Consider the following 24,662-nt stretch of genomic DNA (forward strand, 5'->3'; position numbering starts at 1 on the left):
CAACCTTTATCGATGGCTAATTTTCTTGGATAGGAAATCCCCCATAAATTGGACCAACACAATGAGGATTAAAATCAATAAAGTCGCTACAAAGATGACATCATTGTTAAACATATTTTTACCATAGTTGATGGCTAAGGTTCCTAGTCCTCCTGCACCAACGGCACCCGCCATGGCGGTTTCCCCGATCAAGGAAATGATGGTCACGGTTGTCACACGGATCAAATCTGGAAGACCCTCACGAAGGTAAACTCCGACGATATCCCAGAAAGTGGCCCCACTGGCTTGAGCCGCTTCAATCACACCGCCATCCAATTCAGATAAGACCACTTGGACTTGGCGGGCAAAGAAAGGAAAGACTGCTAGGGACAATGGAACAAGAGCGGCTGTAGGTCCGATGGTATTTTTCAAAAGCAAGTAAGTCAATGGATTAATAAAGGCTAACAAGATAATGAAGGGAATGGCACGGAACAATGAAGTAATCTTATCCAAAATTTGGAAAACGATTCGATTTTCGATGACCCCACCCGGACGAGTCAAGACTAATAAAAGTCCTGTTACCAATCCTAAAAATCCTCCGATGAGAAAGGAAATAACGGTCATATAAAGAGTCAAGTAAATAGCGGTTCCCCATCCATATTGGCCAGACCACCCTAATTTATAAACATTTGGTAAATACGTTTGAATTAATTGGATCATGCTTTTCTCCCATCTTTCACAATAGTCACGGAAACACCTGCATTTTCTAACTCAGATTTAGCTGTTTCCAGATTTTGAGTCTCACCTGATAAGATAACCACCAATTCTCCGACAGGAGTGTGATCAAGGATTTCGATATTCCCAAATAAAATGTTGGCAGAAATTTGGTACTGTTTGTAGATATCATTCATGATGGCTGTATCTGTTACAGAGCCTGCATACTTGAGATGCGCTAAGATCGAATCATCTGGCAAGTTTTTAACAATGGCTTGTTGATTGATTTTCACCATGGCTTCATCGATTCCTGTTGCGACTGTGATGAAGTCTTGGGTCAAAGCATTTTTAGGATTTGAGAAGATATCTAAAACAGAACCTTCTTCGATCAGTTCACCATTTTGCATCACGGCTACGCGATTGGCAATGTCTTTGACAATTTGCATCTCATGGGTAATCAAAACTATCGTTAAGCCAAGCTTTTTGTTCAACTCTTGCAACAAAGCTAGAATTTGCTTGGTCGTCTTCGGATCCAAGGCTGAAGTTGATTCATCAGAGATCAAGATTTTTGGATCATTGGCAAGGGCACGTGCAATGGCCACCCGTTGCTTTTGTCCACCAGACAATTGGGCTGGGTAATTTTCTGCACGGTCTGCTAGACCTACTAGATCCAATAATTTCGCAACTTTTTCATCCTTTTGTTCTTTATTTAATTTAGAATGTTTGAGAGCGAAGGCTACATTTTCTGCGACGGTCATTTGAGCCATCAAGTTGAAGTGTTGAAAGATCATCCCGATATCCCGACGTTTCTCCCGAAGAGCAGCTGGTTTTAAGGTCACCTGATCTCGATAAATCACATCTCCATCAACAGTGATAGTCCCTGCGCTTGGTACTTGGAGGAGATTGATTACCCGAACCAAGGTTGATTTTCCAGCTCCTGAATACCCGACAATCCCATAGATATCCCCTTCATTGATGTGAATGGTCACATCTTTAACGGCTTGGATCTGACGTTTCTTTTGCTGGAAAGTCACATCAATGTGGTCCAGCTGAATCATTGCTTTACTCATAACTTGCTATTAACTCCTTTATCAATTCAATATGGGTGTAATAATCGGCGATTTTCACATTTTCGTCGCCCCCATGATCACGGCTATTGGCATTGCCAATTCCAAAGGCTGCCATCGGCACCTGCAAAGCCTCAAAGACCGTATGCATTGGCCCTGTCCCCGCTGTTGTTGGAAGAACAGAGACTCCTTCTCTATAGAAATCTTTGGCCAGCCGAATGACATTTAAAATCGATGGGGCACTCATATCACTTCGGTAACTCATTTCACCGAGAGTATAGACCAATTCGACCTGATCATAGCCATTTTTCTTCAATTGCTGCTTGATCTTTTCTAAGACTTCCTTGGGATCCAGTCCAGGAACCAAGCGCACCTCCATCTTGGCACGCGCCTCTGCCGGAAGAATCGTTTTAACACCTTGGCCTTGGTAACCAGAGCCAAAACCTTCAATATTCAGGGCTGGTTCAAAATAGAAACGGCGCAGGAATTCTTTTCGATCTTCCTTCAAGATTGGAAGGGTTAGACCATAGGTTTCCGCTACATCTTCTGGTCCTTTGTTGGCATATTGCTCAATCAAAGCTAGCTCGCGTTCATTGGGTTCTTGGATCTGATCATAAATCCCATCCACCAAGATTCGGCCTTCTTTGTCACGAAGACTGGCGATAGCATTTAACAAATACCAAGAAGCAGAGTCCACCACGCTACCATAGCTGGAATGGATATCCACTTCTGCACTCTTCACCACCATATCAAATGTGACGATCCCTTTGCTACCACCGGAAATTTCCAACTGACCCTGATTATTTCGGGTACCTTGTTCCCAAACTAAGAGGTCCGCCCCACGCAAGTGTTTCTTATGTTTGGCCAAGTATTTATCCAAGTCAGTCGATGCGGACTCCTCTGCCCCTTCGATGATAAAGGTGATATTGACTGGCAAATCGCCACTTTCACGAATGTATTTTCGAAGAGCTGTGAGACGAGCTGTGATATGCCCCTTGTCATCATCAACTCCTCGACCGTACATGGTTCCATAATGGACCGATAAGGTGAAGGGGTCTCCCGTCCAAGGTTGGTCTCCATCAGCTGGTACCGTATCATAGTGGTTATAAAAAATGATGGTTTTGGCTTCAGGATTTGGCGAGAAAAATTTTGCAATCACAAAAGGGGCTGTGTAGCTATCATCAACTTCGACTTTGGCTCCTGCAGCTGTAAAAATTTCCCCCAAATAGTTGGCCACTTCCTTGAGACCTACTTGTTGAGCAAAAATGGATTTTTTTGAAATCAAGGTTCGCAACACTTCAAAATAATGTTGTGCGACCTCATCATTTTCAAATTTACGAATTTGTTCCGCTTCTGTTGCAAAAGGCATGCATTCCTCCTAATACACGATAAGAGGTAGAGAATTGCTTCTCCACCTCCTTCATACACTTGAGATCGAATCTTAGAAGACTGGTTGGTCCATTCCTTCTGAAGATTCTTCGATCGCTTTTTTCACATTGTCTTTGTGATAGGCATCGATGATTTCTTTGATTGCTTTTGCTTTGTCAGATTTTTCCCAATCTTTCTTAGCAGCAATCAAATTGTACCATTGTTTTGAGTTGTTGTCTTTCTTTTCAACATAGATCGCTTTTTTGAAGTCAACCCCTGCTTCACGAACGAAGGTATTGTTGATGACAGCAGCATCTACTGATGGAAGAGCAGATGGTGTTTGTGAAGCATCCAATTCAGAAATCTTCAAATCTTTTGGATTTTCTTTGATGTTTGACACGTTAGCCAACTGTCCATCCTTAGTATCCAATTTAATCAAACCAGCTGATTGCAAGACATACAAGGCACGGCTTTCATTTGTTGGGTCATTTGGTACAGCGATTGTTCCACCTTTAGGAATTTCTTTAATTGAAGTGTATTTGTTTTTACCGTTTTCTGTACCAGAGTAAAGACGGATTGGAGCGATGTAGGTATCTGCTACTGCAACAAGGGCATTGTCGTTTTTAGAGTTCCAGTTATCAAGGAAGTTGTAGTGTTGGAAAGCATTGATGTCCACGCTACCATCTTTTACAGCCACGTTTGGTTGTGAGTAGTCTGTAAATTGAGTGAATTCCAATTTGATTCCTGTTTTAGCGTCATCCAAGTTCTTTTGAACTTGATCCCAACGAGCTTTTTCAGTGTCGCTCAAAGTCATAACACCCACTTTTACAGTTGTTTCACCATCTTTGCTAGATGATTTTGAAGAACCACATGCTGCAAGAGCAAATGTTGCAATAGCTGCAAGAGCTGTTAAACCAAGAATTTTTTTCAATTTCATTTTGAAGTCTCCTTTAATTAAATATTATTCTTTAATATCTTTTGCTTCTGGTAGATAAACTCCACCAAAGTATTTTTTAGACAGTTTTTCAAGGGTTCCATTGTCATAGAGTTCCTTGATACGTTTGTTGACAAATTTTTGAAGATCTTTATCTTCTTTTGCAATAATTGGATACACATAAGGTTGTTGGTCGCTTGGAAGTTCGATAACTTTCAAGTTGTCATAGCCTTGATCACGAATGATGGTATCTACTGAGATCCGTTCGAAGATCTTGTAATCTGTACGACCATCCGCTAGATTAGCCATGATGGTTTGAATGGTTCCATCTGTGTATTGCAAGTCAGTTGGATTATCTGAATGTTTTTTATTGTAATCTTCTAATTGTTTAGCAGTAGATGTTCCTTGAACAACTTCTGTTTTCTTGCCACCAATGTCATCCAAAGATTTAATAGAAGAATCTTTTGGTACGACCAATACTAATGGATTACGAGCATATGGATTTGGATAGAGGTATTTTTCTTCCCGCTCTTTTGAGTAGCTAATGTTGTTGGCACCGATTTGGAAACGGTCACTATCTAAGCCAGCGAAGACTGAAGACCACTCTGTTTTGTTAAAGTTTACTTCATATTTGTCTGAACCTTTGAAGATTTCACGCAAAACTTCGATTTCATAACCGGTTAGCTTGCCGTCTTTTTCTTCGTAAGAGAATGGTTTGGTTGTTCCAACAGTACCAACTTCAATGGTTTTCTTACCACTGGCTGATTTACCAGATGAACATGCTACTAAAGCACTGGTTGCAAGGACTGCAACTAATCCTAAAGCAGAATACTTAATCACTTTTTTTAGATTCATAGGATCTCCTTATTCGTTTCAGGCACATAAAAAGCCATTTTAAAAGTATTTTTTAATTTTATCAAAAAAGCATTTACTTGCCCAATATATATTTTTTATGGAGGTGATAGTTTTTCTTTATCACACTTCTTTGGCTTTAAAATACCGCAATAAAGCTTGCGCATTTTCAACATAATAGGGAACCGAAACCTCAAAGGCTGCATCATCGATGGTCATGTGATCATGATGGAGGTCTGGCGCATCCGGCTCTCCATTCGAACCAATAAAGGCAAAGACTCCAGGAATTCGCTCTTGGTAAAAGGCGAAGTCTTCTCCAGCTGTAGAAGGATTTGCTGGAATCACTTCAGCCAAGCCTTGTGAAGCTTCCCAAACCACTTTCGTCAATTCCTCATCATTAAAGGTAACGGGCGGTGTCACACCCCACTCAAAAGCCACATCTACTTCCAGACTTTCTGCAATGTGTCGAATGATGGAAATAAAATGTGCCTTCAAGTCTCTTTGCACACTTGGATTAAAAGAACGAATGGTTCCTTCAAAATAGCCTGATTTTGGGAGCACATTCCAGGTTGAGCCCACATCCAGGTGCGTAATGGACAAAACAGCTGTTTCAAAGGGAGAAACGGTCCGTGAAATTAATAATTGTACATTCTGAACCATGGTTGTGACGGCCGTTACAGTGTCAACTCCCAAATCTGGTCTTGCGGCATGACTACTAACCCCTGTCACGGTAACCTTGAATTTCTCAACCCCTGCCATCATAGCTCCAGCATTCAAAGCAAGTTGCCCTGCTTTTAGCTGAGGAATGTTGTGAAAACCAATAATTCCTTGAACATCCTCCAACAGTCCTGTTGCCAAAACATCAGAAGCACCTTCTGAGATTTCTTCTGCTGGCTGAAAGATCAAGCGTACAGTTCCTTCAAGCTGGTCTTCTTTTTCCTTGAGAAGAGCTGCTGCTCCCAGAAGACTGGTTTGATGAAAATCATGGCCACATGCATGCATGACTCCTGGATGTTGACTTTGGTAGGGCAGATTCGTTTGTTCCAAAATTGGAAGGGCATCGATATCTGCTCGAAGTGCCACCACCGGTTGGCCGGAACCAATTTCTGCAATCAGACCAGTTTTTAGTCCGCTCTCTAAAATACGGATCCCCAACTCTTCTAAACGCTCTTTTAGAAAGGCGGTTGTCTGGTATTCTTGACCAGACAATTCTGGGTGTTGGTGGATATAGTGGCGAATCTCTGCTAACTCTTCATAAGAAAAAGCCACAAGCCTTCATCTCCTTTCAAACTTAAAATTATTTTATCACTAATAGGTGTTTCCGTCTAATTCTTGTTTCTTGGGTTTTGATATAGTTTCAAACTATAGATAAAAACACTCCTAGATACATGTCCTTGGAGTGCCAACTTCCGCATTAAGAAAGATTTCCCTCGAATTTTTCCATTAAGCTATCACTATTATAGGCTTTTTCTACTTCCCATTTGCCATCTTTCTTAACAAAGGTCAACTGGTAGTCGTACCGATCCGGCGTCGTCAAGGGGCGATCTGCAAGAGAAGCCATCATTTCCTCTCTATAGGCTTTGTTTTGAGCCTGATTCGCCTCGATAATCCCTGGATAGTCTTTTCGATGTTCCTGATAGAAGGTCTGCATGTGGTTTAAGATCGTCTTTTCCATGCTGACCGTCTCAGGATTTAGACTAATGACCACCTTGTCCGGGAGATATTGTTTAACCTTATAGGTTAATTTCGCACGCTTAGCATTTTCTTTTTCGTAAGCATCGATAAACTGGTTCACTTCTTCTTCAGAGAATTGGTAATCATGTAGTTTACGAGTAAAGTCAGCGGCAAATTTCGCATGGAAATCACTGGCTTCCTTTTTCAAATCAGTTCCCAAAACAAAAGCATCGTCCTTTTTGACCTTTCGTTGGCCACTAAAGTAAACTTGATTGATGTATTCATCTGCTAGAATAGTGGAAGCTTCCACCTTATCCTCATACTGAGAAGAATCCACCGCAAATTTTAAAGGTTTGGATTTTTTATCAGAGCTATAGGTTTTTCGTTCATACTGCACTTCATATTTTTTACCTTTTTCGACTGGAAAAACGATATAGCCGGTTAATTTTTTATCCTTAGCCAACTGATCACTCTTGAGCAATTGGAAGGCTTCACTTTGGTCATAAATTCCTGACTGCAATTTGACCTTGTTATTATCCGCATCGTAAATGGTGATATCTGAATCTGACACGTTGATAGATTCTTTGGCAACATTTTTAAATTCTAATTGAAGGGCTAAATAGGTTCCGTCTTCTGAGTCATTGAGGACAGGTGGTTTGATGTATTGTCCTCCTTTTAAACTCACCTCGACTTGACCGTCAGATGCAGAGCTTTTCGCTGCTTTTTTAGTCTTTGCTTGCTGCGAATTGGTCTGTTGAGCACCAGTACCACAAGCCACTAAACTCAAGGTCGCCACAGCAAACAGGGTCCATTTAAAAATCTTTTTCATCCTCATCTCCTTAAAAAAGTTTTGTTCTATTTTAACATCTTTTTCTAACTATGTATACGCTATATAGTGATAACTCTTCCCTCAAAGGGCGAGGATTACAAAAAGGCCAAGACTTTCGTCTCAACCTTTTAACGGAAAAATAATTGATCTTGGTTTCACAAGATTCCTTTTTCTTTTTGAATCATGAGATCCTTAAGGGAAATCAAGAGGACCGCAAAGAGGATCATGGCCATTCCGATAAAATCAATGGCAAAGAAATGTTCATTCATAATGGCAAAGGCAAAAAATACAGCCGAAATAGGCTCAATAGCTGCAAGAAGGCTACCTTTGACCGGTCCAATCAGAGTTGTCCCTTTCAAAAAGACCGTATAGGCAAATATGGTCCCAATCACCACTAAGCCAACTAAGCCCATTAGATTATCCATGCTATATTGGCCATGAAAGAGTCTTCTTCCTGTGAAGGGAATCATCACAAGTCCTGGAATGAGCATACCGATACCAATCACCAACATACTTCCCCATTTTTGAATTAACTGAATAGGCAGAATGATGTAGAGGGCATAGGCAAAGGCAGAAACAAGTCCCCAAGCTAGCCCTTTAGGAGTGATTGCCAATTGATTGAGTTGACCATGGGTTGCAATGAGAAAGGTCCCTGCGATGGCTAAGATCATCGAAAAGATTTCAGATACTGTCGGAGCTACTCGGTCCTTAACACAAGAATAGGCCAAAACTCCAATAGGACAGAGATATTGCAAAACAGTTGCAGTACCTGCATTAGTCGCATCAATCGCTTCTAGATAAGTCAATTGGGTCATTAACAAACCTAAAAAAGCAAATAAGAACAAGGAAAGGTAGGACGAGCGGTCTGTTAGAAAGGCCTTTACTTTTTCCTGGTCCGCTAGATAGGCAAGAAGCAGTAGTACAGCTCCTGAAAACACTAAACGAATCGTTGTCAAACTGATTGCTGTAAATCCATGAGCCATCAGGTACTGGCCACAGGCTCCTGACAAGCCCCAAGCGATCCCAGCAATCAAGGTCATGAGCGTCCCCTTCATCGTCTTTGACATAGTCCCCTCCTAAATCTGTTCCTTACTTTTATTGTATCATAAAAGGCCGAAACGAAACGTTTCAGCCTCATATATTTCATATAAATTTATTCGCTTATTCAGGTTGAACCAAAATCTTGATTTGAGATTTATCTTGTGTTAATTCAATAAATCCTTCTTCAACGATATTTTCCAATTTAATTTTCTTGGTAACCAATTTTTCAGCAGAGAAGTAGCCTTGTTCCATCAATTCCAATACTTTAGGGAAAATATGACGGTAGGCAATAATTCCTTTGAGAGATTTTTCTTGGATAGCGAATTCATTTGGATTGATGCTAGCTTCACGTTCCCAGATAGATACGACCATACATTCCCCAGCTTTATGAACAGCTGCAAGGGCTTGACCTAAAACAACTGGAACTCCAGTCACTTCATAAGAAACATCTGCTCCACCACCTGTCAAGCGATGGATGGCTTCGACGATTGTTTCTCCTTCTTCTGGGCGAACAACGATTGCTCCCAATTCTTCCGCTTTCGCTTGGCGTTCAGGAGATAATTCAACCGCATAGATTTTTGATGCTCCTGCTGCACGAAGGGCTTCAACAATCAAAAGACCGATTGGACCCAAGCCAAAGATAACGGCTGTATCCCCAGTTTTCAATGCAGATTGACGAACGGCATAAACAGCCACAGCTGCAGGTTCTGTAAGCGCAGCTTGTTCATAGCTCAAGCCATCTGGAATCACATGGACAATGTCACCGTCAAGGACACAATATTTGGCAAAACCACCATCTGCAGCAAGGCCGACAAAGTTCAAGTTTGGATCAAGGTTATAGTCACCGATTAGGTTATGTTTTGCCAAAATTGGTTCAATCGTCACGCGATCCCCAACTTTGACACGAGTCACATCACTTCCGACTTCTACAATTTCACCAGAGAATTCATGTCCCAAAGTAACCGGTGCTTTTTGACCAGAATACACATGTTCTTCAGTTGGGATGAAGATCGGTCCATCCAAATATTCATGCAAGTCCGTCCCACAGATCCCTGTGAACTTAACTGCCACTTTTACTTGATGTGGTTGTACTTCAGGTACTTCCACTTCTTCGATACGAACGTCTTTTGCTGCATGCCAGCGAGCTGCTTTCATAGTAGCCATAGGATAATCTCCTTTATATTTCCATGATTTGCATTTTCCTTTTCAGGAAACTCAACAAATCCATTGTAAGCCTTTTCACAAACTTTGTCAAGAAAAAACTGAAGATGAAAAAAGAGCCGCCCTTCGACTGCTCCTTCTTACCTCTTCTTGATTCGTGAATTCTCTATTCTCCAGCCCACAATCCAACCAAGGACAAGGAGATAATTTTCAAGCGCACCAATCCCATTGACCGGCAGATGATAGTGAAAATAACTGAAAAGATGATTGGTCCCAATTCCAAACCCACCAATGATCAAGGCCACTAGTACCGTCCGAAGATAAAACCAATCGTATTTGAGATTGACGGCAATCAAGATCACAAGGACTGCCATATTCCAAATCCCAATCTCCCGTTGCCAACCGACAGAAATACCATATCCCGAATGACTTCCCATATAGGATGGAAAGAATAGTTGGAAGATAATCGCTCCAGACATAGCGATAATGACTAGGATAAATAAAACTCTTAAAAATTTGTTCATGTGACTCCTCCTAATGCTAGTTGATATGTAATGGTCTTTCCTATTCTAACACAATTTTATGGATAGTAAAAACCAACCTCTCGGCTGGTTCTTTTTCTATCAATCCTCTTTCAACTTCGCCAATTCTTGGGCAAGTAACTTGAGGGCTACTTGTGGGTTGGCTTGGCCTTTGGTTGCTTTCATTAGGAAACCTGTGAAGGCCTTGTCCGCATTCCGTTTACCTGACTTGAAGTCGGCTACGGCTGCTTCATTGTCTGCGAAGACTTGGTGGATGATTGGTATCAAGACTTCAGGATCTGAAATCTGTACCAAGCCAGCTTTTTCGACGTATTCACGCGCACCGCCACCGTTTTTCGCCAAGTGAACGAAGACTTTCTTGGCAATCTTAGATGAAATGGTTCCATCTTCGATAATGGCAATCATTTCAACCAAGTTTTCTGGTGTCAATTGGATTTCTTCCAGCGTTTTGCCTTGTGCGTTCAAGAATTGTGCGACTTCACCTTGGAGCCAATTAGACACTTGTTTAGCATCGCCACCAAGGGCTACAGCTGCTTCAAAGAAGTCAGAAGTAACTTTCGTCGCTGTCAATTGGTTGGCATCATAGTCAGACAAACCAAGCTCTGCCACGTAGCGAGCACGACGGTCTTTTGGAAACTCTGGCAACTCAGTACGCATTTCCTCGATCCACTCATCTGAGATTTCAAACAAGGGAAGGTCTGGCTCTGGGAAGTAACGGTAATCCGCAGCTCCTTCTTTGACACGCATAAGAATCGTGCTCTTATTGGCTTCATCATAACGGCGTGTTTCTTGACGAATGACACCACCTGAACGCAAGATTTTCGCTTGACGCTCAACTTCGTATTCAAGACCTTTACGGACGTTTGAGAAAGAGTTCAAGTTTTTCAACTCAGTCTTGGTACCAAATTCCTCTTGACCATATGGGCGAAGGGAAATGTTGGCATCCACCCGCATAGATCCTTCTTCCATCTTGACGTCTGAAATACCAGTGTATTGGATGACTTCTTTAAGAGCTGTCAAATAGGCGTAGGCTTCTTCAGGAGAACGCATATCTGCTTCAGATACGATTTCGATCAAGGGCACCCCTTGACGGTTAAGGTCTACATAAGAGAAACCGTCTGTTCCGTGGGTGTTCTTACCGGCATCTTCTTCCAAGTGGGCCCGTTCAATCCCGATTTTCTTAGTTGAGCCGTCTTCTAATTGTACTTCAATCCAACCGTTGTAACCAATTGGCTCGTCAAATTGCGAAATTTGGTAGGCCTTTGGATTATCAGGGTAGAAATAGTTCTTACGGTCAAAGTGCATGTGCTGATGAATATCCATATTCAGCGCCAAAGCAGCCTTGATACCAGCATCCACAACACCCTTGTTCAAGACAGGAAGCACCCCTGGGAAAGACCAGTCGATCACATTGGTATTGGCATTTTGCTCGTTTCCAAAGTGGGCAGAGGTTGGTGAGAAAATTTTTGAGTTTGTATTCAATTCAACGTGGACTTCAAGTCCGATGACTGTTTCAAAGTTCATTAATTGTCACCTCCGAAAATTAGGGGTTGTTGCTTATGGTAATCCGTCGTTGCTTCAAAGGCAGCTGCAGCTTGGTAGATGGTTTCTTCAGAATACTTGGGACCAATCAACTGCAACCCAACCGGAAGACCTTGCGCAAAACCTGCGGGAATCGAAATCCCTGGAAGACCTGCCAAGTTGACTGGAATGGTCAAGAGGTCAGCCAAGTACATGGCAACCGGATCATGGTTGAGCGAATCCAAATCAAAGGCCACGCTTGGAGCTGTTGGACCAAGGATAAGGTCGTAATCCGCAAAGACTTTTTCGAAGTCTTGGATAATGAGGGTACGAACTTGACCAGCTTTCTTGTAGTAAGCATCGTAGTAACCAGATGACAAACTAAAGGTACCTAGCATGATCCGACGTTTAACCTCATCACCAAAGCCTTGGCTACGAGTGTTCACATAGATGTCATCCAAGTTCTTGGCATCTTCCGCACGGAAACCATAGCGAATCCCATCGAAACGTTGCAAGTTTGAAGATGCTTCAGATGAAGCGATGATGTAGTAAACGGCAACCCCGTATTTAGAGTGTGGAAGGCTAACTTCTTCGACAGTTGCTCCCAATTTTTCAAAGTGTTTCGCCGCATTAAGAATCGTTTCTTTGACTTCTGGGTCAATTCCTTCACCGAGGTATTCCTTAGGCAAAGCAATTTTCATTCCCTTGATGTCTTGACCAATCTTAGAAGTAAAGTCGGCTACGCGTACTGGCGCTGAAGTTGAATCTTTAGCATCTTCACTGGCAATGACATTGAGCAATTGCGCATTTTCCTTAACGGTTGGAGCAAACGGTCCAATTTGGTCGAGTGAGCTACCAAAAGCAATGAGACCAAAACGGGAAACCGTTCCATAAGTAGGTTTGAGACCAACAATCCCATTAAAAGCAGCCGGTTGACGGATAGAACCACCGGTATCTGAACCAAGGGACAAACGGACTTGCCCTGAAGCGACAGAAGCTGCTGAACCACTAGAAGATCCACCAGGCACCTTGCTGTGGTCCCAAGCATTCTTGGTTGGTCCATAGTAAGAAGTCTCACCAGATCCACCCATGGCAAACTCGTCCATGTTGGTTTTTCCGACAACAATCATACCTTTAGCTTTGGCGTTAGCAACTGCTGTCGCATCAAAGATAGGCTCATAGTTATAGAGCATTTTTGATGCCGCAGTTGTCAAGATGCCGTCAGTAGAGATGTTATCTTTCACTGCCAATGGAATCCCTGATAGAAGATTATCTGCATCGATTCCTTTTTCATCAATGGCCTTGGCTTGTGCAAGGGCCGCTTCTTCAGCCACCGTCACAAAGGCATTGACTGCTTCTTCACGCGCCTTGATATCGTCAAGTGTCGCTTGAGTCAATTCGGTTGCTGAAATTTCCTTAGAGACAAGGAGGTCGTGCAACTCTTCAATGGTTTTATGGTTGAATGACATTAGGCATCTCCTCCATCTTCTAGGATAGCTGGCACCTTGATGTAGTAGTTATCTTTTTCAGGTACATTTTTAAACAAGCGGTCACGGTCTGTCCCTTTTTCAGCAACATCCGGACGCAATACGGTCTTACGATCAGCCATAGTCGTTGTTGGGGCTACACCGGTTGTGTCCACTTCTTCCAACAATTCCACCATGTCGACAATCTTCGACAAAGTTGTCGCAAACTCAGCTGTCTCTTCTGGAGAGAATTTCAATTTTGAAAGATTGGCAACGTGGGTTACCTCTTCTTGCGTAATTTTCATCTTGCTTCCTTTCGTGAATTGATGATTTTTCAATACCCTCTATTTTACCATAATTTAGCTCAATTTGCTTGCCTTAGAAAAAATCTGTAGGACTTTTTTGTCGCTACAGATTCTTCATTTTATATTGCTTTTTCGCTTAATTGTCCCATCTCTATTAGAGTTTCTTTCCAGAGTTCTTGGACATGAGATGCGAGGTAGGAAGAGGCCAAGTTATAAGAAGCCTGATGAAATGGTGCAAGGTCACTTTCAAAGAGCTGGACCAGCTTGTCTGCCATCTCTTTGACCAATTGTTCTTCTGGCACTGTCTCGCTATAAGGTACCAAAAAGCCATTTTCACCCTCTTTTATAAAAGTTGGATTGCCATAACGGGCATCAAAGCCGAGCAAGGCTAACCCTGCTCCAGTCGCCTCCATCAAAGTCAAACCAAAGGTCTCCCACTGAGAAGTGGTGAGGTAGGCTTGGTAGCAAGGATAGATCTGCTTCAGATCCGCATGCCCGCGTAGGTGAATATAATCTTGTGCTGCAAGCTCCTGAATCAGGTGGCGCAAGTTGTCCGCTTCTCCACCCTTTCCATAAATATCAAACTGAAGGGTTGGGAGTTGTTCATGAGCTTGGGCCACTACTCGAACAGCTAAATCGATGCGTTTTCTTGGATCCAAACGGGAAGCTGTGAGCACACTAAAGGGAGGTCTGTCTCCTTGTGATTCCGTCAATTCTTCTAGATGCCCTACTGGAATGCTATAGATTGGAATTCCTTGGCATCCTTGTTTAGCAAGTGTCTGCTCCAAGACTTCTTTTTGAAGATCCGTTGCCGTGATGAAATAATCGAAGCGTTTGGCATACTTGAACACATAATAATATTCATAATTGAGATGGCCATTTTCAAATTCATGCTCCGAATGAAACACCATGGCGAGCTTTGAAGGAGCCACTTTCTCCAACAAAGGACGGGCAAAATCCATGCGCGAAGCCCGGTCAAGCAGAATCAGATCTTCTTCTTTTAGCGACAGCTGCGACAAAAAACGTCTCATCACTTCTGTATGGTTGGTCAAAATCTCAGGCCCCAGTTTATAGAGCCAGCTTCCACCCAACCTCGATTCTTCAAAAGCGATAGTTCCATCTTGATTGTGATAGGTCCGTCTGACAACACTACCATACTGAAAATACTCTGTGACAAGTTTACAAGCTCCATAATACTCTCGCTTGATCATATTTCCAGCCAAAAGATAGTCTACATAGCGGACACAGTTTGGATGATAGGGATCCAGATGAAATATCAGTGCGTTTCCATCCATAAATTGGTAGCGAATCACACTTTCCGTTTTCTCAACAATATCCAGACGCGTCAGTTGAAACTCCATTTGCAAGGCCCCTACCGTCTTTTGAGGGACCGTAGTCTGTTGATCCGTAAAAGCTAAATGAGCAAAAAGCAGTTCCTCATCCCGGTGCCCCAATGAGAGGTAATAGGCCAATTTTTCTGGAGTGGGCCAAGTGGTAAAGATAAACTTCGCTGCTACTCCTAGGCCCCGGAGCATCTTTGCCCGAGAGGCTTGGGCAACATCGACCCCATTGGGTTCAAATCCCACTAATAGATTAAAGGTATAAATGGTCATGCGGTCCCTCCCTCTAATCGCTTAAACAGCTCTTCCAAAGCTTCTTTTTCAGGCAATTTCAAGATTCGTGCCTGCTCTCTTACCAATTCTTTATAGGTCTCTGGCTGCTGGAGCAAGGTATCTAGTTGCTGTTCCATTTCTTCGACTGTATCTGTGATCGTGCTCAAGTCTTTATAGGCTTCCTGATGCACCGTACTCTTCAAACCAAACAAAATTTGCCCATTTTCAAGAGCATGAAGAGTACTACTCCATACTTCTTCTCCCTGGTTGCAATCCAGATAAATAGAGCAGCTGGATAACAAGTCCTCATATTTGTCCAGCGAAATCCCTGGATAGAGGCGCACATTGGAGCGAGTCGCTAAGTCTGTTAATTTTGGCCCCATAGCCGTCAAGGCTGCAATGTGAAAGGTGACTTGTGGGAATTGATGGACTAGGCTAGATAGGCCTTCGACCTCTTGAGAAGCCGTCATAACCAGGGCTTCTGGTTGAAAACTTTCCTGCTCCACATCTACAAATCCTGACAAGGCTGTGATTCCGTCCGTTTTCTCCCTCAACAGACTATCTTCTACCAACAAAATCTGACTGACTTGTTCTTTGATCTCGTCTGGATCATGCGCGTCACTGGCACAGTAGGCGAGTCTTTCCTTTGGTTTCTCTTTCACAACATCTAGCAATGCCTTGTCCATCAAAAGAACGGCTTCATCTTCCGGCAAGACTTGTTCTAGGACAGCTCTTTGCAGCTCTTTCTTATTGGCATACAGGCGATCCCGTCCCTTAGGAGTTTGAAGCAAAAAGGTTCCTTGTGAGACAAAGTGAAGCAAGACTTCTTCTTGCTGACGGTTCAAATAGATGTCTAAATATGGTTGGCCAGCTTCCGTCAGGAGACTCTGTTTGCTTCTCCAGCCATAGCGGTTGTATACATCAATGGATACGATCTCTTCTCCCTGACCAAACCATTCCACTCTGTCAACCGTTCGGGACAAGATATCCTCTCGCAAAACTACGTTGGCACGACGTTCCTCCCCATCAAAAAGATAGGTCGTGATCCCTAGTGTCCAACATTCCCATAACTCTGAAACCGCTAGATCATTGAAAAATAAAGGTTTTCCAATTTTTGATGCTGGGTCTTTTTGGGTAAAAAAGGTCGCAAGACTCTCTGTCTGTTGGTCCAAATCTGTTTCCAGATTGGTCACAAATACTCGATAGGGCTGGCCAAGTTTGTTCAAGTATTTTTGCAAACGATCCAGCTCTCTGGTCTGCTCTGATGCAATAATGAACATGCTGATCCTTTCTCATCAATAAGTCCTTAGTCCATGGTTTCAACAAAACGGAGGTTGGTCACCACGCGCTCATAGGTTTCTGACCCTTGCAAGCCTGCTTCCTCTAATTTTTCAAGGGCCCGTTTCAAGCGCGTTTTGTAGATATAGCGATGCCAGGTCAAATCATAGCCCAACATCCCCAGCAGAGCCAATTTCTCCTGCTTAGCTTCCATCTCATCGACGACTCGCTTTTCTGTCCAAACCTGGGACAGAGTATCTGCACGGCCCACGCGATACCAATAAATACATTTCTCCGTATGAACTACCCGATGGGCCTTTAAGAAGAGCTTGTACATCAGGAAGTTGTCTTCGACATTTTTTCCGACTGGAAAACGAAGCCCTTCAAATAAGCTACGCTTATAGAGCTTCATCATGGCACAAGCCCAGGCCATATCTCTGGTCTCCTGGATGGCATCGTGGTCCATGATCTCGCGTCCCTCATAAAGAGTCTCTGAATAATCGTCGTCTGTTACCTTGATCAAGTATTTGCTACTACTGTCATCATAGAGGTTATAGTTGGCTACGGAAACATCCGCATCATACTTCTTCAGTTGACGATAGAGCACTTCTACATAATCCTCCGTCACCCAGTCATCTGGATCAATAAAGGTGAGGTAATCACCAGTCGCTAGCTCAATCCCTGTATTCCGAGCAGCAGATAAGCCCCCATTTTCTTGGCGAACGTAGCGAATGCGCGCATCCTTCCTAAAAAAATCTTTACAGATCTCTTCTGACTGGTCTGGCGAACCATCATTGACCAGGATAATTTCCAAATGAGGGTAGGTCTGATGGATAACCGTTTCCAAACATTGTCTCAAATAAGCTTCTACATTATAGATGGGAATGATGATACTCACTACTTCATTTGTTTCCATGCTTCTTCTCATTTCTCTTTAAATAATCGCGAATCGCTGCCACCATCTCCTGCACCTGATCATCCGCAAACACTTGGTTCACACCATTCTCTACATGATTGGTTCCTTCAAAAGAGAAAATCGGTAAGCCCAATTGCTGGATCCTTTGCGTCATCTGATCGACCTCATCATATGGATTGATATCCAGATAAAAATCCAATTTTTCTAGGACCTTTCGACTGGTCAAGGGATCAAAAGAGGGATAAAGAAAGAGGTTGAGGTAGCGTTCCAATTGCACCAAGTTAAAACCAAAATGGCTATGGGCAAGAACATGAATCGCGACGTCTGGCAACTCTTTTAGCAACATCTCCAACTCGTGGATATCTGCTGTATGGGTATAAACGGCAGCATGATAAGGGAATTCTCCCACTAGGTCTTGATAGGTTTGCTTCAAAATCGGTTTTCGAAGCAAAATTTCCTCCCAAGAGAGGGCATAGTAAAACCACCATTGTTCCCGAAAACGATTGAAGCGTTTGGAGGTCCATGGTTTATTATGAGAGGTGTAGTGAATGACCGCCGGAATCCCTTGAAAGGCATCATACCATTCTAGATCTCCATAGAGGTATTGATCCTTATCAGACCCTACTTGTAAATTATAGGTCCAAGGTAATGGAAACCACGCATCTTTGAAATACAGATTCAAAATTCCTTGATCTCCGTAGACCTGTTGATGATACTTGCGAGTAAGGTCAAAAAGTGCCTCTGTCACTTGGTGCTCTTGCCACCAAGTCTTATCAATCACCAAAAGTCCAGCATTAAATCCATCTATCGTCGTTGGCTTATCTACCACTGCCCCCAGTCCATAACCTTTTAGATCAACCTCAAATAAAGGCGATAAATCCTGTGTAAAGATCATGTCACAATCCAAATAGAGGATTCGCTCTTCCTCCACAATCTCTGGAATAGCGTAACGGAAATAGGTCGCATAGTGAATATGGTCACTTGGAAGCGAAAAGGACTGGAATTGCTCGGGAGACATCCGACAATTGATCACTTCTGAATCCAACTGGCGCAAGCGCTGATTCATGATAGTAAACCACTCAGTTGGTAGATCTTCATTTAAGACATAAATTTTCAACCGGTCCTGATGGGCACACAGTGACTTCATAGCGGTTTCCAACTTTTCCATATAAGACAGATTGGCTGAAAACACGACAGCTTTTTTACTCATAACTTCCCCTTTTTTCTTTCATTAGAATACCATTTTCAAGAGAGGAAAACAATTTCTAGGCCCGAAAAAGAGGCCTAGACAACCGTCTATGACCTCTTTTACAATGTTTTCTTATTTAGTATCTAATACAGCTAGTGCGCCGTCTACCAAGCTTGCCCCTAAGACATGCTTGAAATGATTCAAGGCAAACTGGTGATTTTCAGGAGTGAGCGACGCCACTGCAGGTTCTACGACTTCGATCTGGTAGCCGAGATTGTAGGCATCAACCGCTGTATGAAGGACACAGATATCAGTCAAGACACCTGTCAAAATAACGGTATCTACATGGCGTTCCCGCAGGCGGATATCTAGGTCCGTTCCTGAAAAAGCAGAATAATGACGTTTATCCATCCAAAAGACGCGTGGATCCGCTTTGTGCTCCTGATAAAAATCTGCCAAAGGGCCGTACAAATCACGTCCACTAGTCCCAATGATATTATGAGGTGGGAAGAGCTTGCTTTCAGGATGAAATGGATCCTCTACATCATGCGCATCAATGGCAAAAAAGACATAGGCTCCTTGGTCAAAGGCCAACTGAGTCACCTGAGCAATAGTCTCAGAAATAGCTTGTGCAGGAGCACCTGCTGTAAGCTTACCATCATCTGCTACGAAATCGACAGTGTAGTCAATTGAAATCAAAGCTTTAGTCATTAGTAATCTCTTTTCTTAATTTCCTCAAAGATATCTGGAATCAACACTTTGAGATAGGTTCCCTTCATTCCAAGAGAACGGCTTTCAATAATACCAGCTGACTCCAATTTCCGGAGTGCATTGACAATCACAGAGCGGGTGATACCAATCCGATCTGCAATGATAGAAGCAGTCAACTGTCCCTCATTTCCTTTCAATTCACTAAGGATGGCAGAAACAGCACGCAATTCAGAGTAAGACAAGGTATTGACAGCCATATTCACCGCTGTCCGACGACGAATATTCTTCTCGTCTTCCTCGCGTTGGTAGTTCAACATTTGAATCCCTACCACGGTACTCGCAATCTCAACCAAGATCAAATCATCATCCGCAAACTGTTTATCATTGCGCCAAATGATCAAGGAACCCAATCGAATCCCAGAAACATGAATAGGCGCAATGGTCGTCAAGCCATCAGGAAATTCAGACTTGGTTTCGACCGGAAAGATACTCAAATCATGGTCCACATCTAAATTAGCTTCTGTATCGTAGACCAAACTAGCTGCCTTGGCATAATCTTCTGGTAATTTTTTATTTTGAAAGAAAGCTTCTACCCGGTCATTGTTGGTCTTGTAACGCATGAAATAACCAAGAAGGGTTCCCTTGCTATTAATGATACAGGCATTACAGTGGATAATATCCGCTAATTGTTGGGCAATATCATTGTAAGGCATCTCGACCTGCAACTGTTCATCAGTCCGTTTCAAGATGGATGTAATTTTACGTGTCTTTTCTAATAAGTTTGCCATAATAAACCTCGCATATAGTCAGCTCAAGTATATCATATAAGTGTGGGAATTTCAATCAAATTATCTGAAAATTATTTATTTTTTCTACAATTATGCGCAATTCAGAAAAATGTCGTTTCGGTGACATGGATTTTATAGAATGAATCAAAAAAAGATTGAAGACTTTCCTCTTCAATCCTTTATCTAATTAACGTTTGTATTGTTTCAAGAAACGAGTCATTTTTTCTTGAATTTGAGCCAACTCATCGACACGTGGAAGGTAAACGATCCGGAAGTGATCTGGATCTTTCCAGTTAAAGCCACGGCCATGAACCAAGAGAATTTTTTCTTGCTTCAAGAACTCTAAAACAAATTGCTCGTCATCATCCACGCGGTACATGTCCCGATCAATCTTAGGGAAGATATAGAGACCAGCCTTTGGCTTAACAGCTGAGAGGCCTGGAATATCATTGATGGCTTTGTAGATGAAGTTCCGTTGTTCGTAGATGCGACCACCTGGAAGCAAGAGTTCATCCACAGATTGGTAGCCTCCAAGAGAGGTTTGTACAACTTGTTGAGCCAAGACATTTGAACAAAGACGCATATTGGACAACATGTTCAAGCCTTCGATATAGCCCTTCACGTGATGCTTGGGTCCGGACAGAACCATCCAACCAACACGGAAACCGGCAATCCGGTGAGATTTTGACAAGCCATTCATACTCACACAGAAGAGATCCGGCGCTAAACTTGCGATAGCTGTGTGTTTTTCCCCATCCATGACCAAGCGATCATAGATCTCGTCCGCAAATATGATCAAGTTATTTTGACGAGCAATCTCTACAATCTCAAGCAGGATCTCATCCGGATAGAGGGCACCTGTTGGGTTATTCGGGTTGATGACAACGATAGCCTTGGTGTTTGAGGTGATTTTCGACTTGATATCCTCAATATCTGGATACCAGTTTGCTTCTTCATCACAAAGATAGTGAACCGCATTCCCACCAGCTAGGCTGACGGCTGCTGTCCAAAGAGGATAGTCCGGCATGGGAACCAAGACTTCATCCCCATTGTCGAGCAGTCCTTGCATGGACATGACGATCAGCTCACTCACTCCATTCCCAAGGTAAATATCATCAATATCCACATTTGGAATTTTTTTCAACTGGCAGTACTGCATGATGGCCTTGCGAGCTGAAAAAATCCCTTTTGAGTCTGAATAACCTTCACTATCACGCGCATTCATGATCAAATCATGGATGACTTCATCTGGAGCTGTAAAGCCAAATTCAGCAGGATTCCCTGTATTCAAACGTAGAATTTTTTCTCCATTTGCTCGCATGCGCATGGCTTCTTCCAAGACTGGACCACGAATATCGTAAGCGACATGTTCGAGTTTGCTTGATTTATTATATTCCTTCATATTCTGCCTCGATTCACGAAATTATCTCTATTATACCACTAGTTCAAATAGAGTACAAACCGAGGACTTTAAAAATCCTGCAAAAATATAGAAGAAAAGCGAGACTTTACCTTTACATTCTAGCCTAAAAGGGATAAAATATAAGTGTATAAAGAATAGGATTCCCTTCTATTCTATCCATGTTTTCAAGCTATAAGGAGGTAGGATTATGTCTCAAAAATACGAAAACATTATGGTCGCTGTCGACGGTTCTCATGAAGCAGAATTAGCCTTTGAAAAAGGGGTTAACGTTTCTCTTCGCAACGGCTCTAAATTGACGATTGCCCACGTCATCGATACCCGTGCCCTTCAAAGCGTCTCAACTTTTGATGCTGAGGTCTACGAAGAATTGCAAGAAGAAGCCAATGAATTGCTCAAGGGCTACAAGGAACGTGCTGAAAAAGTCGGCGTTCAAAATGTTGTGACTGTTGTAGAAATGGGAAATCCAAAAGTCCTCTTAGCTAATGATATCCCAAGTAAAGAAGGGGTTGACCTTATTATGGTCGGAGCTACCGGACTTAATGCCTTCGAACGGTTAATGGTCGGATCCTCCTCAGAATATATCCTTCGCCACGCCAAAGTAGACTTACTAGTGGTGCGTGATAAGGATAAAACCATGTAAGAAAGAAAAAGTTTGGAACAAAGGTTCCAAACTTTTTTAGTTGTCTTTTTTTGCTTCTTTTTGTTTTGCATGTTTTTCGTAGGCCTTGAGCTGGCGATCGAGTTCTTTTTTGATGGCTGGTTCTGGGGCGTATTTTTCTTCCCAATCATCTGGCTTCAGAATTTTGTGGGTTACTGGATCAAAGTGCGCCTTTCCATCTGGGAAAATCTTGCCCATATTGGCCCGGTGAACAATCTCAAAGACCTCTTCAGGATCGACCCCCATTAGTACAAAGCTACCATAAGTCAGATAGAGGGTATCAATTAAGGCATCAACCTGCCCTACCATGGAGATCTCAGCTGGATGCTTGCTCCGAACCTTATCTGCAGCCTTATCCAAGGCTTCGTGAAGAGCTGCGACCGAGCGGTCAAATTCTTCCTCACTTGTGCTAGCTGCTCGGACAAATTCTACCAACTCCTCTTGCTTGAACATGGTTCGATAAAGGGCGTCTTGAGGCTGCCAAACAACTGGTTTCTCCTGGGTTTCCCCATCCATCACACCATGGAAGGTTTTGACCTTATTGAAGTGATCATCCTTAGAAAGAAAGAGCTCTTTCTCTGAAAGAATACCAAAGTGTTGCAGGGCCTTTTGAATGCCATCCTTGCCATTACTAGTCGTGGTATGCTTGGCAATTGCCTTGACACTGGTCGTCCCATTTCCCATCGCAATAGACAAGCCAACACCTGACAGCATCTCTAAGTCATTATCAGAATCTCCAAAAGCCATCACTTCATCGATGTCAAAGCCAAATTCCTGACCAACGATGCGGATCCCTTCTAGCTTGGAAATCCCTGGGTTTAGGACATCTGCTGCAAAAGGACTAGACCGTGTGAATTTCAGATCTGGAAACTCTTTTTCAATTTTTGCAGTCTCTTCTGGACTCGATAAGATCAACACTTGGTAGATCGGTTCTTGCGCTAGTGCATAGAGGGTGACCTGATCTTGTGGGACGACCTTGCTGACCACTTTGTTAAATCCTCGACTGACTGTACGGGCCATTTTACGGGGCACAAAGCGACTGGACCAGGTTGAAATAGGACTCATCCCAAAACTCATGATCCGAGAACCAAATACCCCATCCTTGGTACCGAGAGCAATTTCCTTACGGTGTTCTCGAGCATAGTCAATTAGTTGGTGCAGACTCTTTTTATCGATTGGGCTAGTAAACAGCACGCGGTCCTTGGTCAAAATATACTGACCATTATAGGTCACTGCAAAATCAAAACCATAGCGTTCCATAAACGGTTTGACAAAGGCCGGTCCCCGACCTGTCGCAAGACCTACATAGATCCCTTCTTCCTTTAAAGACTGAATGGCTTTTTCTGTTGATTTTAGGACCGCTCGACTATCATTGACCAAGGTTCCATCGATATCAAAAAAGACTGCTTTTATTTCCATGTCTACTGTTTCTTTCTTTTTATGATAAAATAAATTATATCACATATTCCAAGGAGCTTCACATGTTTAAGAAAATTTTAGCACTACATACCGGAGGGACCATTTCGATGGCGGCAGATGACTCTGGGGCAGTGATTACCAATGAAGTCAATCCCATGACCCAAGTTACTTCACCAATTGAAGGGATTGCAGTCACCTCAGAGGACTTCTTCAACCTTCCCAGCCCTCAAATGACACCCCGTCACATGTTAGCTCTATATCAAAAAATCAAAGAGGAAGCTCACAACTACGACGGCATCGTTATTACCCACGGGACAGATACGCTGGAAGAAACGGCTTATTTCTTGGATACCATGGAGTTACCAGAGATCGCTGTGGTCATTACAGGAGCTATGCGAAGCTCCAATGAGCTAGGAAGCGATGGCGTCTATAATTTTCTGACAGCCCTTCGAGTGGCTGCCGATCCAAAAGCACGTGATAAAGGGGTCTTAGTCGTCATGAACGATGAAATTCATGCGGCTAAGTACGTCACCAAAACCCATACCACCAATGTCAGCACCTTCCAGACACCAACCCACGGTCCTCTAGGTTTGGTCATGAAAAAGGAAATCCTCTTCTTTAAAACAGCCGAGCCAAGGGTGCGCTTTGATCTCAATACCATCGATGGGTTCGTTCCGATCATTGCTACCTATGCAGGGATGAAAACCGATCTGCTGGACATGCTGGATCTTTCAAAGCTCGATGGCCTCATTATCGAAGCCTTTGGAGCAGGAAACATCCCTAAAGAAACGGCACATAAACTCCAAGAATTCATGGATGCAGGTCTCCCAATCGCTTTAGTATCCCGTTGCTTCAATGGAATCGCTGAACCCGTCTACGCATATGAAGGAGGAGGCGTCCAACTCCATCAAGCAGGTGTCTTTTTCATCAAAGAATTAAACGCCCCCAAAGCGCGCATCAAACTCCTCATCGCCCTCAATGCCGGCCTAAAAGGCCAAGAACTCAAAGACTATATCGAAGGGTAAACTAAGATACAAAGCCCGTAAAATGCAAAGTGAAAATAGGGAGTAGGACAGAAGCGATACTTTGGCAGACGCTTCGTCGTCCTACCCCCACAAGGCTGATTAGGATTCTTCCGAGCTCATAAAGCGAGAGAAGAGTCCAATCAGCTACTGTGTCTTGAAGTTAGTACTCGTATAGTTGGCATTTTTTCA

23 protein-coding genes are annotated in these 24,662 nt (G+C 43.0%); 2 read left to right on the forward strand and 21 right to left on the reverse strand.

The window, feature by feature from the left end; genetic code table 11:
• Window positions 1-6: 6 nt before the first annotated feature.
• From I2F76_RS06550 to I2F76_RS06645, 20 genes are all read right to left on the reverse strand, one after another.
• On the reverse strand, window positions 7-699 hold the full coding sequence (locus I2F76_RS06550) for a methionine ABC transporter permease (protein WP_009731552.1): 693 nt from the start codon (window positions 697-699) through the stop codon (window positions 7-9).
• On the reverse strand, window positions 696-1,763 hold the full coding sequence (locus tag I2F76_RS06555; protein WP_195326720.1) for a methionine ABC transporter ATP-binding protein: 1,068 nt from the start codon (window positions 1,761-1,763) through the stop codon (window positions 696-698). Before I2F76_RS06555 ends, I2F76_RS06550 begins: the two co-directional genes overlap by 4 nt.
• Complete coding sequence (locus tag I2F76_RS06560; protein ID WP_155170131.1) at window positions 1,756-3,129, reverse strand: M20/M25/M40 family metallo-hydrolase; 1,374 nt, start codon at window positions 3,127-3,129, stop codon at window positions 1,756-1,758. Before I2F76_RS06560 ends, I2F76_RS06555 begins: the two co-directional genes overlap by 8 nt.
• Window positions 3,130-3,201: 72 nt before the next feature.
• Window positions 3,202-4,065 carry a MetQ/NlpA family ABC transporter substrate-binding protein gene (locus tag I2F76_RS06565; protein ID WP_031572961.1) on the reverse strand — a complete coding sequence of 288 codons (864 nt, stop codon included), beginning with the start codon at window positions 4,063-4,065 and terminating at the stop codon, window positions 3,202-3,204.
• 24 nt (window positions 4,066-4,089) lie between these two features.
• Window positions 4,090-4,917, reverse strand: coding sequence for an amino acid ABC transporter substrate-binding protein (locus tag I2F76_RS06570; protein WP_031572958.1), 828 nt, complete (start codon window positions 4,915-4,917; stop codon window positions 4,090-4,092).
• 120 nt (window positions 4,918-5,037) lie between these two features.
• A complete protein-coding gene (locus I2F76_RS06575) occupies window positions 5,038-6,183 on the reverse strand; it encodes an amidohydrolase (RefSeq protein ID WP_195487498.1) in 1,146 nt (381 codons plus the stop codon).
• Between the two features lie 145 nt (window positions 6,184-6,328).
• Entirely contained in the window at window positions 6,329-7,417 is a 1,089-nt protein-coding gene (locus tag I2F76_RS06580; protein WP_229289719.1) for a DUF4352 domain-containing protein, read from the reverse strand.
• 155 nt (window positions 7,418-7,572) lie between these two features.
• Window positions 7,573-8,484 carry a DMT family transporter gene (locus tag I2F76_RS06585; protein WP_031572948.1) on the reverse strand — a complete coding sequence of 304 codons (912 nt, stop codon included), beginning with the start codon at window positions 8,482-8,484 and terminating at the stop codon, window positions 7,573-7,575.
• A gap of 94 nt (window positions 8,485-8,578) precedes the next feature.
• Window positions 8,579-9,622 carry a 2,3-butanediol dehydrogenase gene (locus I2F76_RS06590; protein ID WP_070449886.1) on the reverse strand — a complete coding sequence of 348 codons (1,044 nt, stop codon included), beginning with the start codon at window positions 9,620-9,622 and terminating at the stop codon, window positions 8,579-8,581.
• A gap of 137 nt (window positions 9,623-9,759) precedes the next feature.
• Window positions 9,760-10,143 carry a hypothetical protein gene (locus I2F76_RS06595; protein ID WP_003013311.1) on the reverse strand — a complete coding sequence of 128 codons (384 nt, stop codon included), beginning with the start codon at window positions 10,141-10,143 and terminating at the stop codon, window positions 9,760-9,762.
• Between the two features lie 99 nt (window positions 10,144-10,242).
• Complete coding sequence (gatB, locus tag I2F76_RS06600; protein WP_195487500.1) at window positions 10,243-11,685, reverse strand: Asp-tRNA(Asn)/Glu-tRNA(Gln) amidotransferase subunit GatB; 1,443 nt, start codon at window positions 11,683-11,685, stop codon at window positions 10,243-10,245.
• The gene (gene gatA / locus I2F76_RS06605; RefSeq protein WP_195487501.1) at window positions 11,685-13,151 is read right to left on the reverse strand and encodes an Asp-tRNA(Asn)/Glu-tRNA(Gln) amidotransferase subunit GatA; all 1,467 of its coding nucleotides are present in this window, start codon (window positions 13,149-13,151) and stop codon (window positions 11,685-11,687) included. The genes gatB and gatA overlap by 1 nt, the downstream gene beginning before the upstream one ends.
• Entirely contained in the window at window positions 13,151-13,453 is a 303-nt protein-coding gene (gatC, locus tag I2F76_RS06610; RefSeq protein ID WP_002884769.1) for an Asp-tRNA(Asn)/Glu-tRNA(Gln) amidotransferase subunit GatC, read from the reverse strand. The genes gatA and gatC overlap by 1 nt, the downstream gene beginning before the upstream one ends.
• A 119-nt stretch (window positions 13,454-13,572) precedes the next feature.
• Window positions 13,573-15,066, reverse strand: a complete 1,494-nt coding sequence (locus I2F76_RS06615; protein ID WP_125826552.1) for a glycosyltransferase — start codon at window positions 15,064-15,066, stop codon at window positions 13,573-13,575.
• On the reverse strand, window positions 15,063-16,346 hold the full coding sequence (locus I2F76_RS06620) for an accessory Sec system glycosyltransferase GtfB (protein WP_195487502.1): 1,284 nt from the start codon (window positions 16,344-16,346) through the stop codon (window positions 15,063-15,065). The genes I2F76_RS06615 and I2F76_RS06620 overlap by 4 nt, the downstream gene beginning before the upstream one ends.
• A 26-nt stretch (window positions 16,347-16,372) precedes the next feature.
• A complete protein-coding gene (locus tag I2F76_RS06625) occupies window positions 16,373-17,260 on the reverse strand; it encodes a glycosyltransferase family 2 protein (protein ID WP_125826554.1) in 888 nt (295 codons plus the stop codon).
• Window positions 17,247-18,470: a glycosyltransferase gene (locus tag I2F76_RS06630; RefSeq protein ID WP_195487503.1), complete on the reverse strand. Its 1,224-nt coding sequence runs from the start codon at window positions 18,468-18,470 to the stop codon at window positions 17,247-17,249. Before I2F76_RS06630 ends, I2F76_RS06625 begins: the two co-directional genes overlap by 14 nt.
• Window positions 18,471-18,581: 111 nt before the next feature.
• The gene (locus I2F76_RS06635; RefSeq protein ID WP_031572912.1) at window positions 18,582-19,160 is read right to left on the reverse strand and encodes a cysteine hydrolase family protein; all 579 of its coding nucleotides are present in this window, start codon (window positions 19,158-19,160) and stop codon (window positions 18,582-18,584) included.
• Entirely contained in the window at window positions 19,160-19,948 is a 789-nt protein-coding gene (codY, locus tag I2F76_RS06640) for a GTP-sensing pleiotropic transcriptional regulator CodY (RefSeq protein WP_045759799.1), read from the reverse strand. Before codY ends, I2F76_RS06635 begins: the two co-directional genes overlap by 1 nt.
• A gap of 187 nt (window positions 19,949-20,135) precedes the next feature.
• Window positions 20,136-21,350: a pyridoxal phosphate-dependent aminotransferase gene (locus I2F76_RS06645; RefSeq protein ID WP_049473129.1), complete on the reverse strand. Its 1,215-nt coding sequence runs from the start codon at window positions 21,348-21,350 to the stop codon at window positions 20,136-20,138.
• Between the two features lie 208 nt (window positions 21,351-21,558).
• Between I2F76_RS06645 and I2F76_RS06650 the strand changes: the two genes are divergently transcribed.
• Window positions 21,559-22,011: a universal stress protein gene (locus I2F76_RS06650; protein WP_003008541.1), complete on the forward strand. Its 453-nt coding sequence runs from the start codon at window positions 21,559-21,561 to the stop codon at window positions 22,009-22,011.
• A gap of 36 nt (window positions 22,012-22,047) precedes the next feature.
• On the opposite strand, the gene I2F76_RS06655 is transcribed toward I2F76_RS06650, so the two are convergent.
• Window positions 22,048-23,448, reverse strand: a complete 1,401-nt coding sequence (locus I2F76_RS06655; protein WP_049522857.1) for a Cof-type HAD-IIB family hydrolase — start codon at window positions 23,446-23,448, stop codon at window positions 22,048-22,050.
• Window positions 23,449-23,510: 62 nt separating this feature from the next.
• On the opposite strand from I2F76_RS06655, the gene I2F76_RS06660 reads away from it, so the two are divergent.
• Window positions 23,511-24,473: an asparaginase gene (locus I2F76_RS06660; RefSeq protein ID WP_003008546.1), complete on the forward strand. Its 963-nt coding sequence runs from the start codon at window positions 23,511-23,513 to the stop codon at window positions 24,471-24,473.
• Window positions 24,474-24,662 lie beyond the last annotated feature (189 nt).

The sequence above is a fragment of the Streptococcus parasanguinis genome, assembly GCF_015557775.1.
In the GTDB taxonomy this organism is placed as follows: domain Bacteria; phylum Bacillota; class Bacilli; order Lactobacillales; family Streptococcaceae; genus Streptococcus; species Streptococcus parasanguinis_AA.

Bases quoted from the DNA above. Each gene is read 5' to 3' on its own strand.
- I2F76_RS06595 (WP_003013311.1), bottom strand. From the start codon at position 10,143: ATGAACAAATTTTTAAGAGTTTTATTTATCCTAGTCATTATCGCTATG.
- I2F76_RS06635 (WP_031572912.1), bottom strand. From the start codon at position 19,160: ATGACTAAAGCTTTGATTTCAATTGACTACACTGTCGATTTCGTAGCA.
- I2F76_RS06555 (WP_195326720.1), bottom strand. From the start codon at position 1,763: ATGAGTAAAGCAATGATTCAGCTGGACCACATTGATGTGACTTTCCAG.
- I2F76_RS06615 (WP_125826552.1), bottom strand. From the start codon at position 15,066: ATGACCATTTATACCTTTAATCTATTAGTGGGATTTGAACCCAATGGG.
- gatA (WP_195487501.1), bottom strand. From the start codon at position 13,151: ATGTCATTCAACCATAAAACCATTGAAGAGTTGCACGACCTCCTTGTC.
- I2F76_RS06580 (WP_229289719.1), bottom strand. From the start codon at position 7,417: ATGAAAAAGATTTTTAAATGGACCCTGTTTGCTGTGGCGACCTTGAGT.
- I2F76_RS06645 (WP_049473129.1), bottom strand. From the start codon at position 21,350: ATGAAGGAATATAATAAATCAAGCAAACTCGAACATGTCGCTTACGAT.
- codY (WP_045759799.1), bottom strand. From the start codon at position 19,948: ATGGCAAACTTATTAGAAAAGACACGTAAAATTACATCCATCTTGAAA.
- I2F76_RS06650 (WP_003008541.1), top strand. From the start codon at position 21,559: ATGTCTCAAAAATACGAAAACATTATGGTCGCTGTCGACGGTTCTCAT.
- I2F76_RS06560 (WP_155170131.1), bottom strand. From the start codon at position 3,129: ATGCCTTTTGCAACAGAAGCGGAACAAATTCGTAAATTTGAAAATGAT.
- I2F76_RS06620 (WP_195487502.1), bottom strand. From the start codon at position 16,346: ATGTTCATTATTGCATCAGAGCAGACCAGAGAGCTGGATCGTTTGCAA.
- I2F76_RS06550 (WP_009731552.1), bottom strand. From the start codon at position 699: ATGATCCAATTAATTCAAACGTATTTACCAAATGTTTATAAATTAGGG.
- I2F76_RS06625 (WP_125826554.1), bottom strand. From the start codon at position 17,260: ATGGAAACAAATGAAGTAGTGAGTATCATCATTCCCATCTATAATGTA.
- I2F76_RS06655 (WP_049522857.1), bottom strand. From the start codon at position 23,448: ATGGAAATAAAAGCAGTCTTTTTTGATATCGATGGAACCTTGGTCAAT.
- gatC (WP_002884769.1), bottom strand. From the start codon at position 13,453: ATGAAAATTACGCAAGAAGAGGTAACCCACGTTGCCAATCTTTCAAAA.
- I2F76_RS06570 (WP_031572958.1), bottom strand. From the start codon at position 4,917: ATGAATCTAAAAAAAGTGATTAAGTATTCTGCTTTAGGATTAGTTGCA.
- I2F76_RS06585 (WP_031572948.1), bottom strand. From the start codon at position 8,484: ATGTCAAAGACGATGAAGGGGACGCTCATGACCTTGATTGCTGGGATC.
- gatB (WP_195487500.1), bottom strand. From the start codon at position 11,685: ATGAACTTTGAAACAGTCATCGGACTTGAAGTCCACGTTGAATTGAAT.
- I2F76_RS06660 (WP_003008546.1), top strand. From the start codon at position 23,511: ATGTTTAAGAAAATTTTAGCACTACATACCGGAGGGACCATTTCGATG.
- I2F76_RS06590 (WP_070449886.1), bottom strand. From the start codon at position 9,622: ATGGCTACTATGAAAGCAGCTCGCTGGCATGCAGCAAAAGACGTTCGT.
- I2F76_RS06630 (WP_195487503.1), bottom strand. From the start codon at position 18,470: ATGAGTAAAAAAGCTGTCGTGTTTTCAGCCAATCTGTCTTATATGGAA.
- I2F76_RS06565 (WP_031572961.1), bottom strand. From the start codon at position 4,065: ATGAAATTGAAAAAAATTCTTGGTTTAACAGCTCTTGCAGCTATTGCA.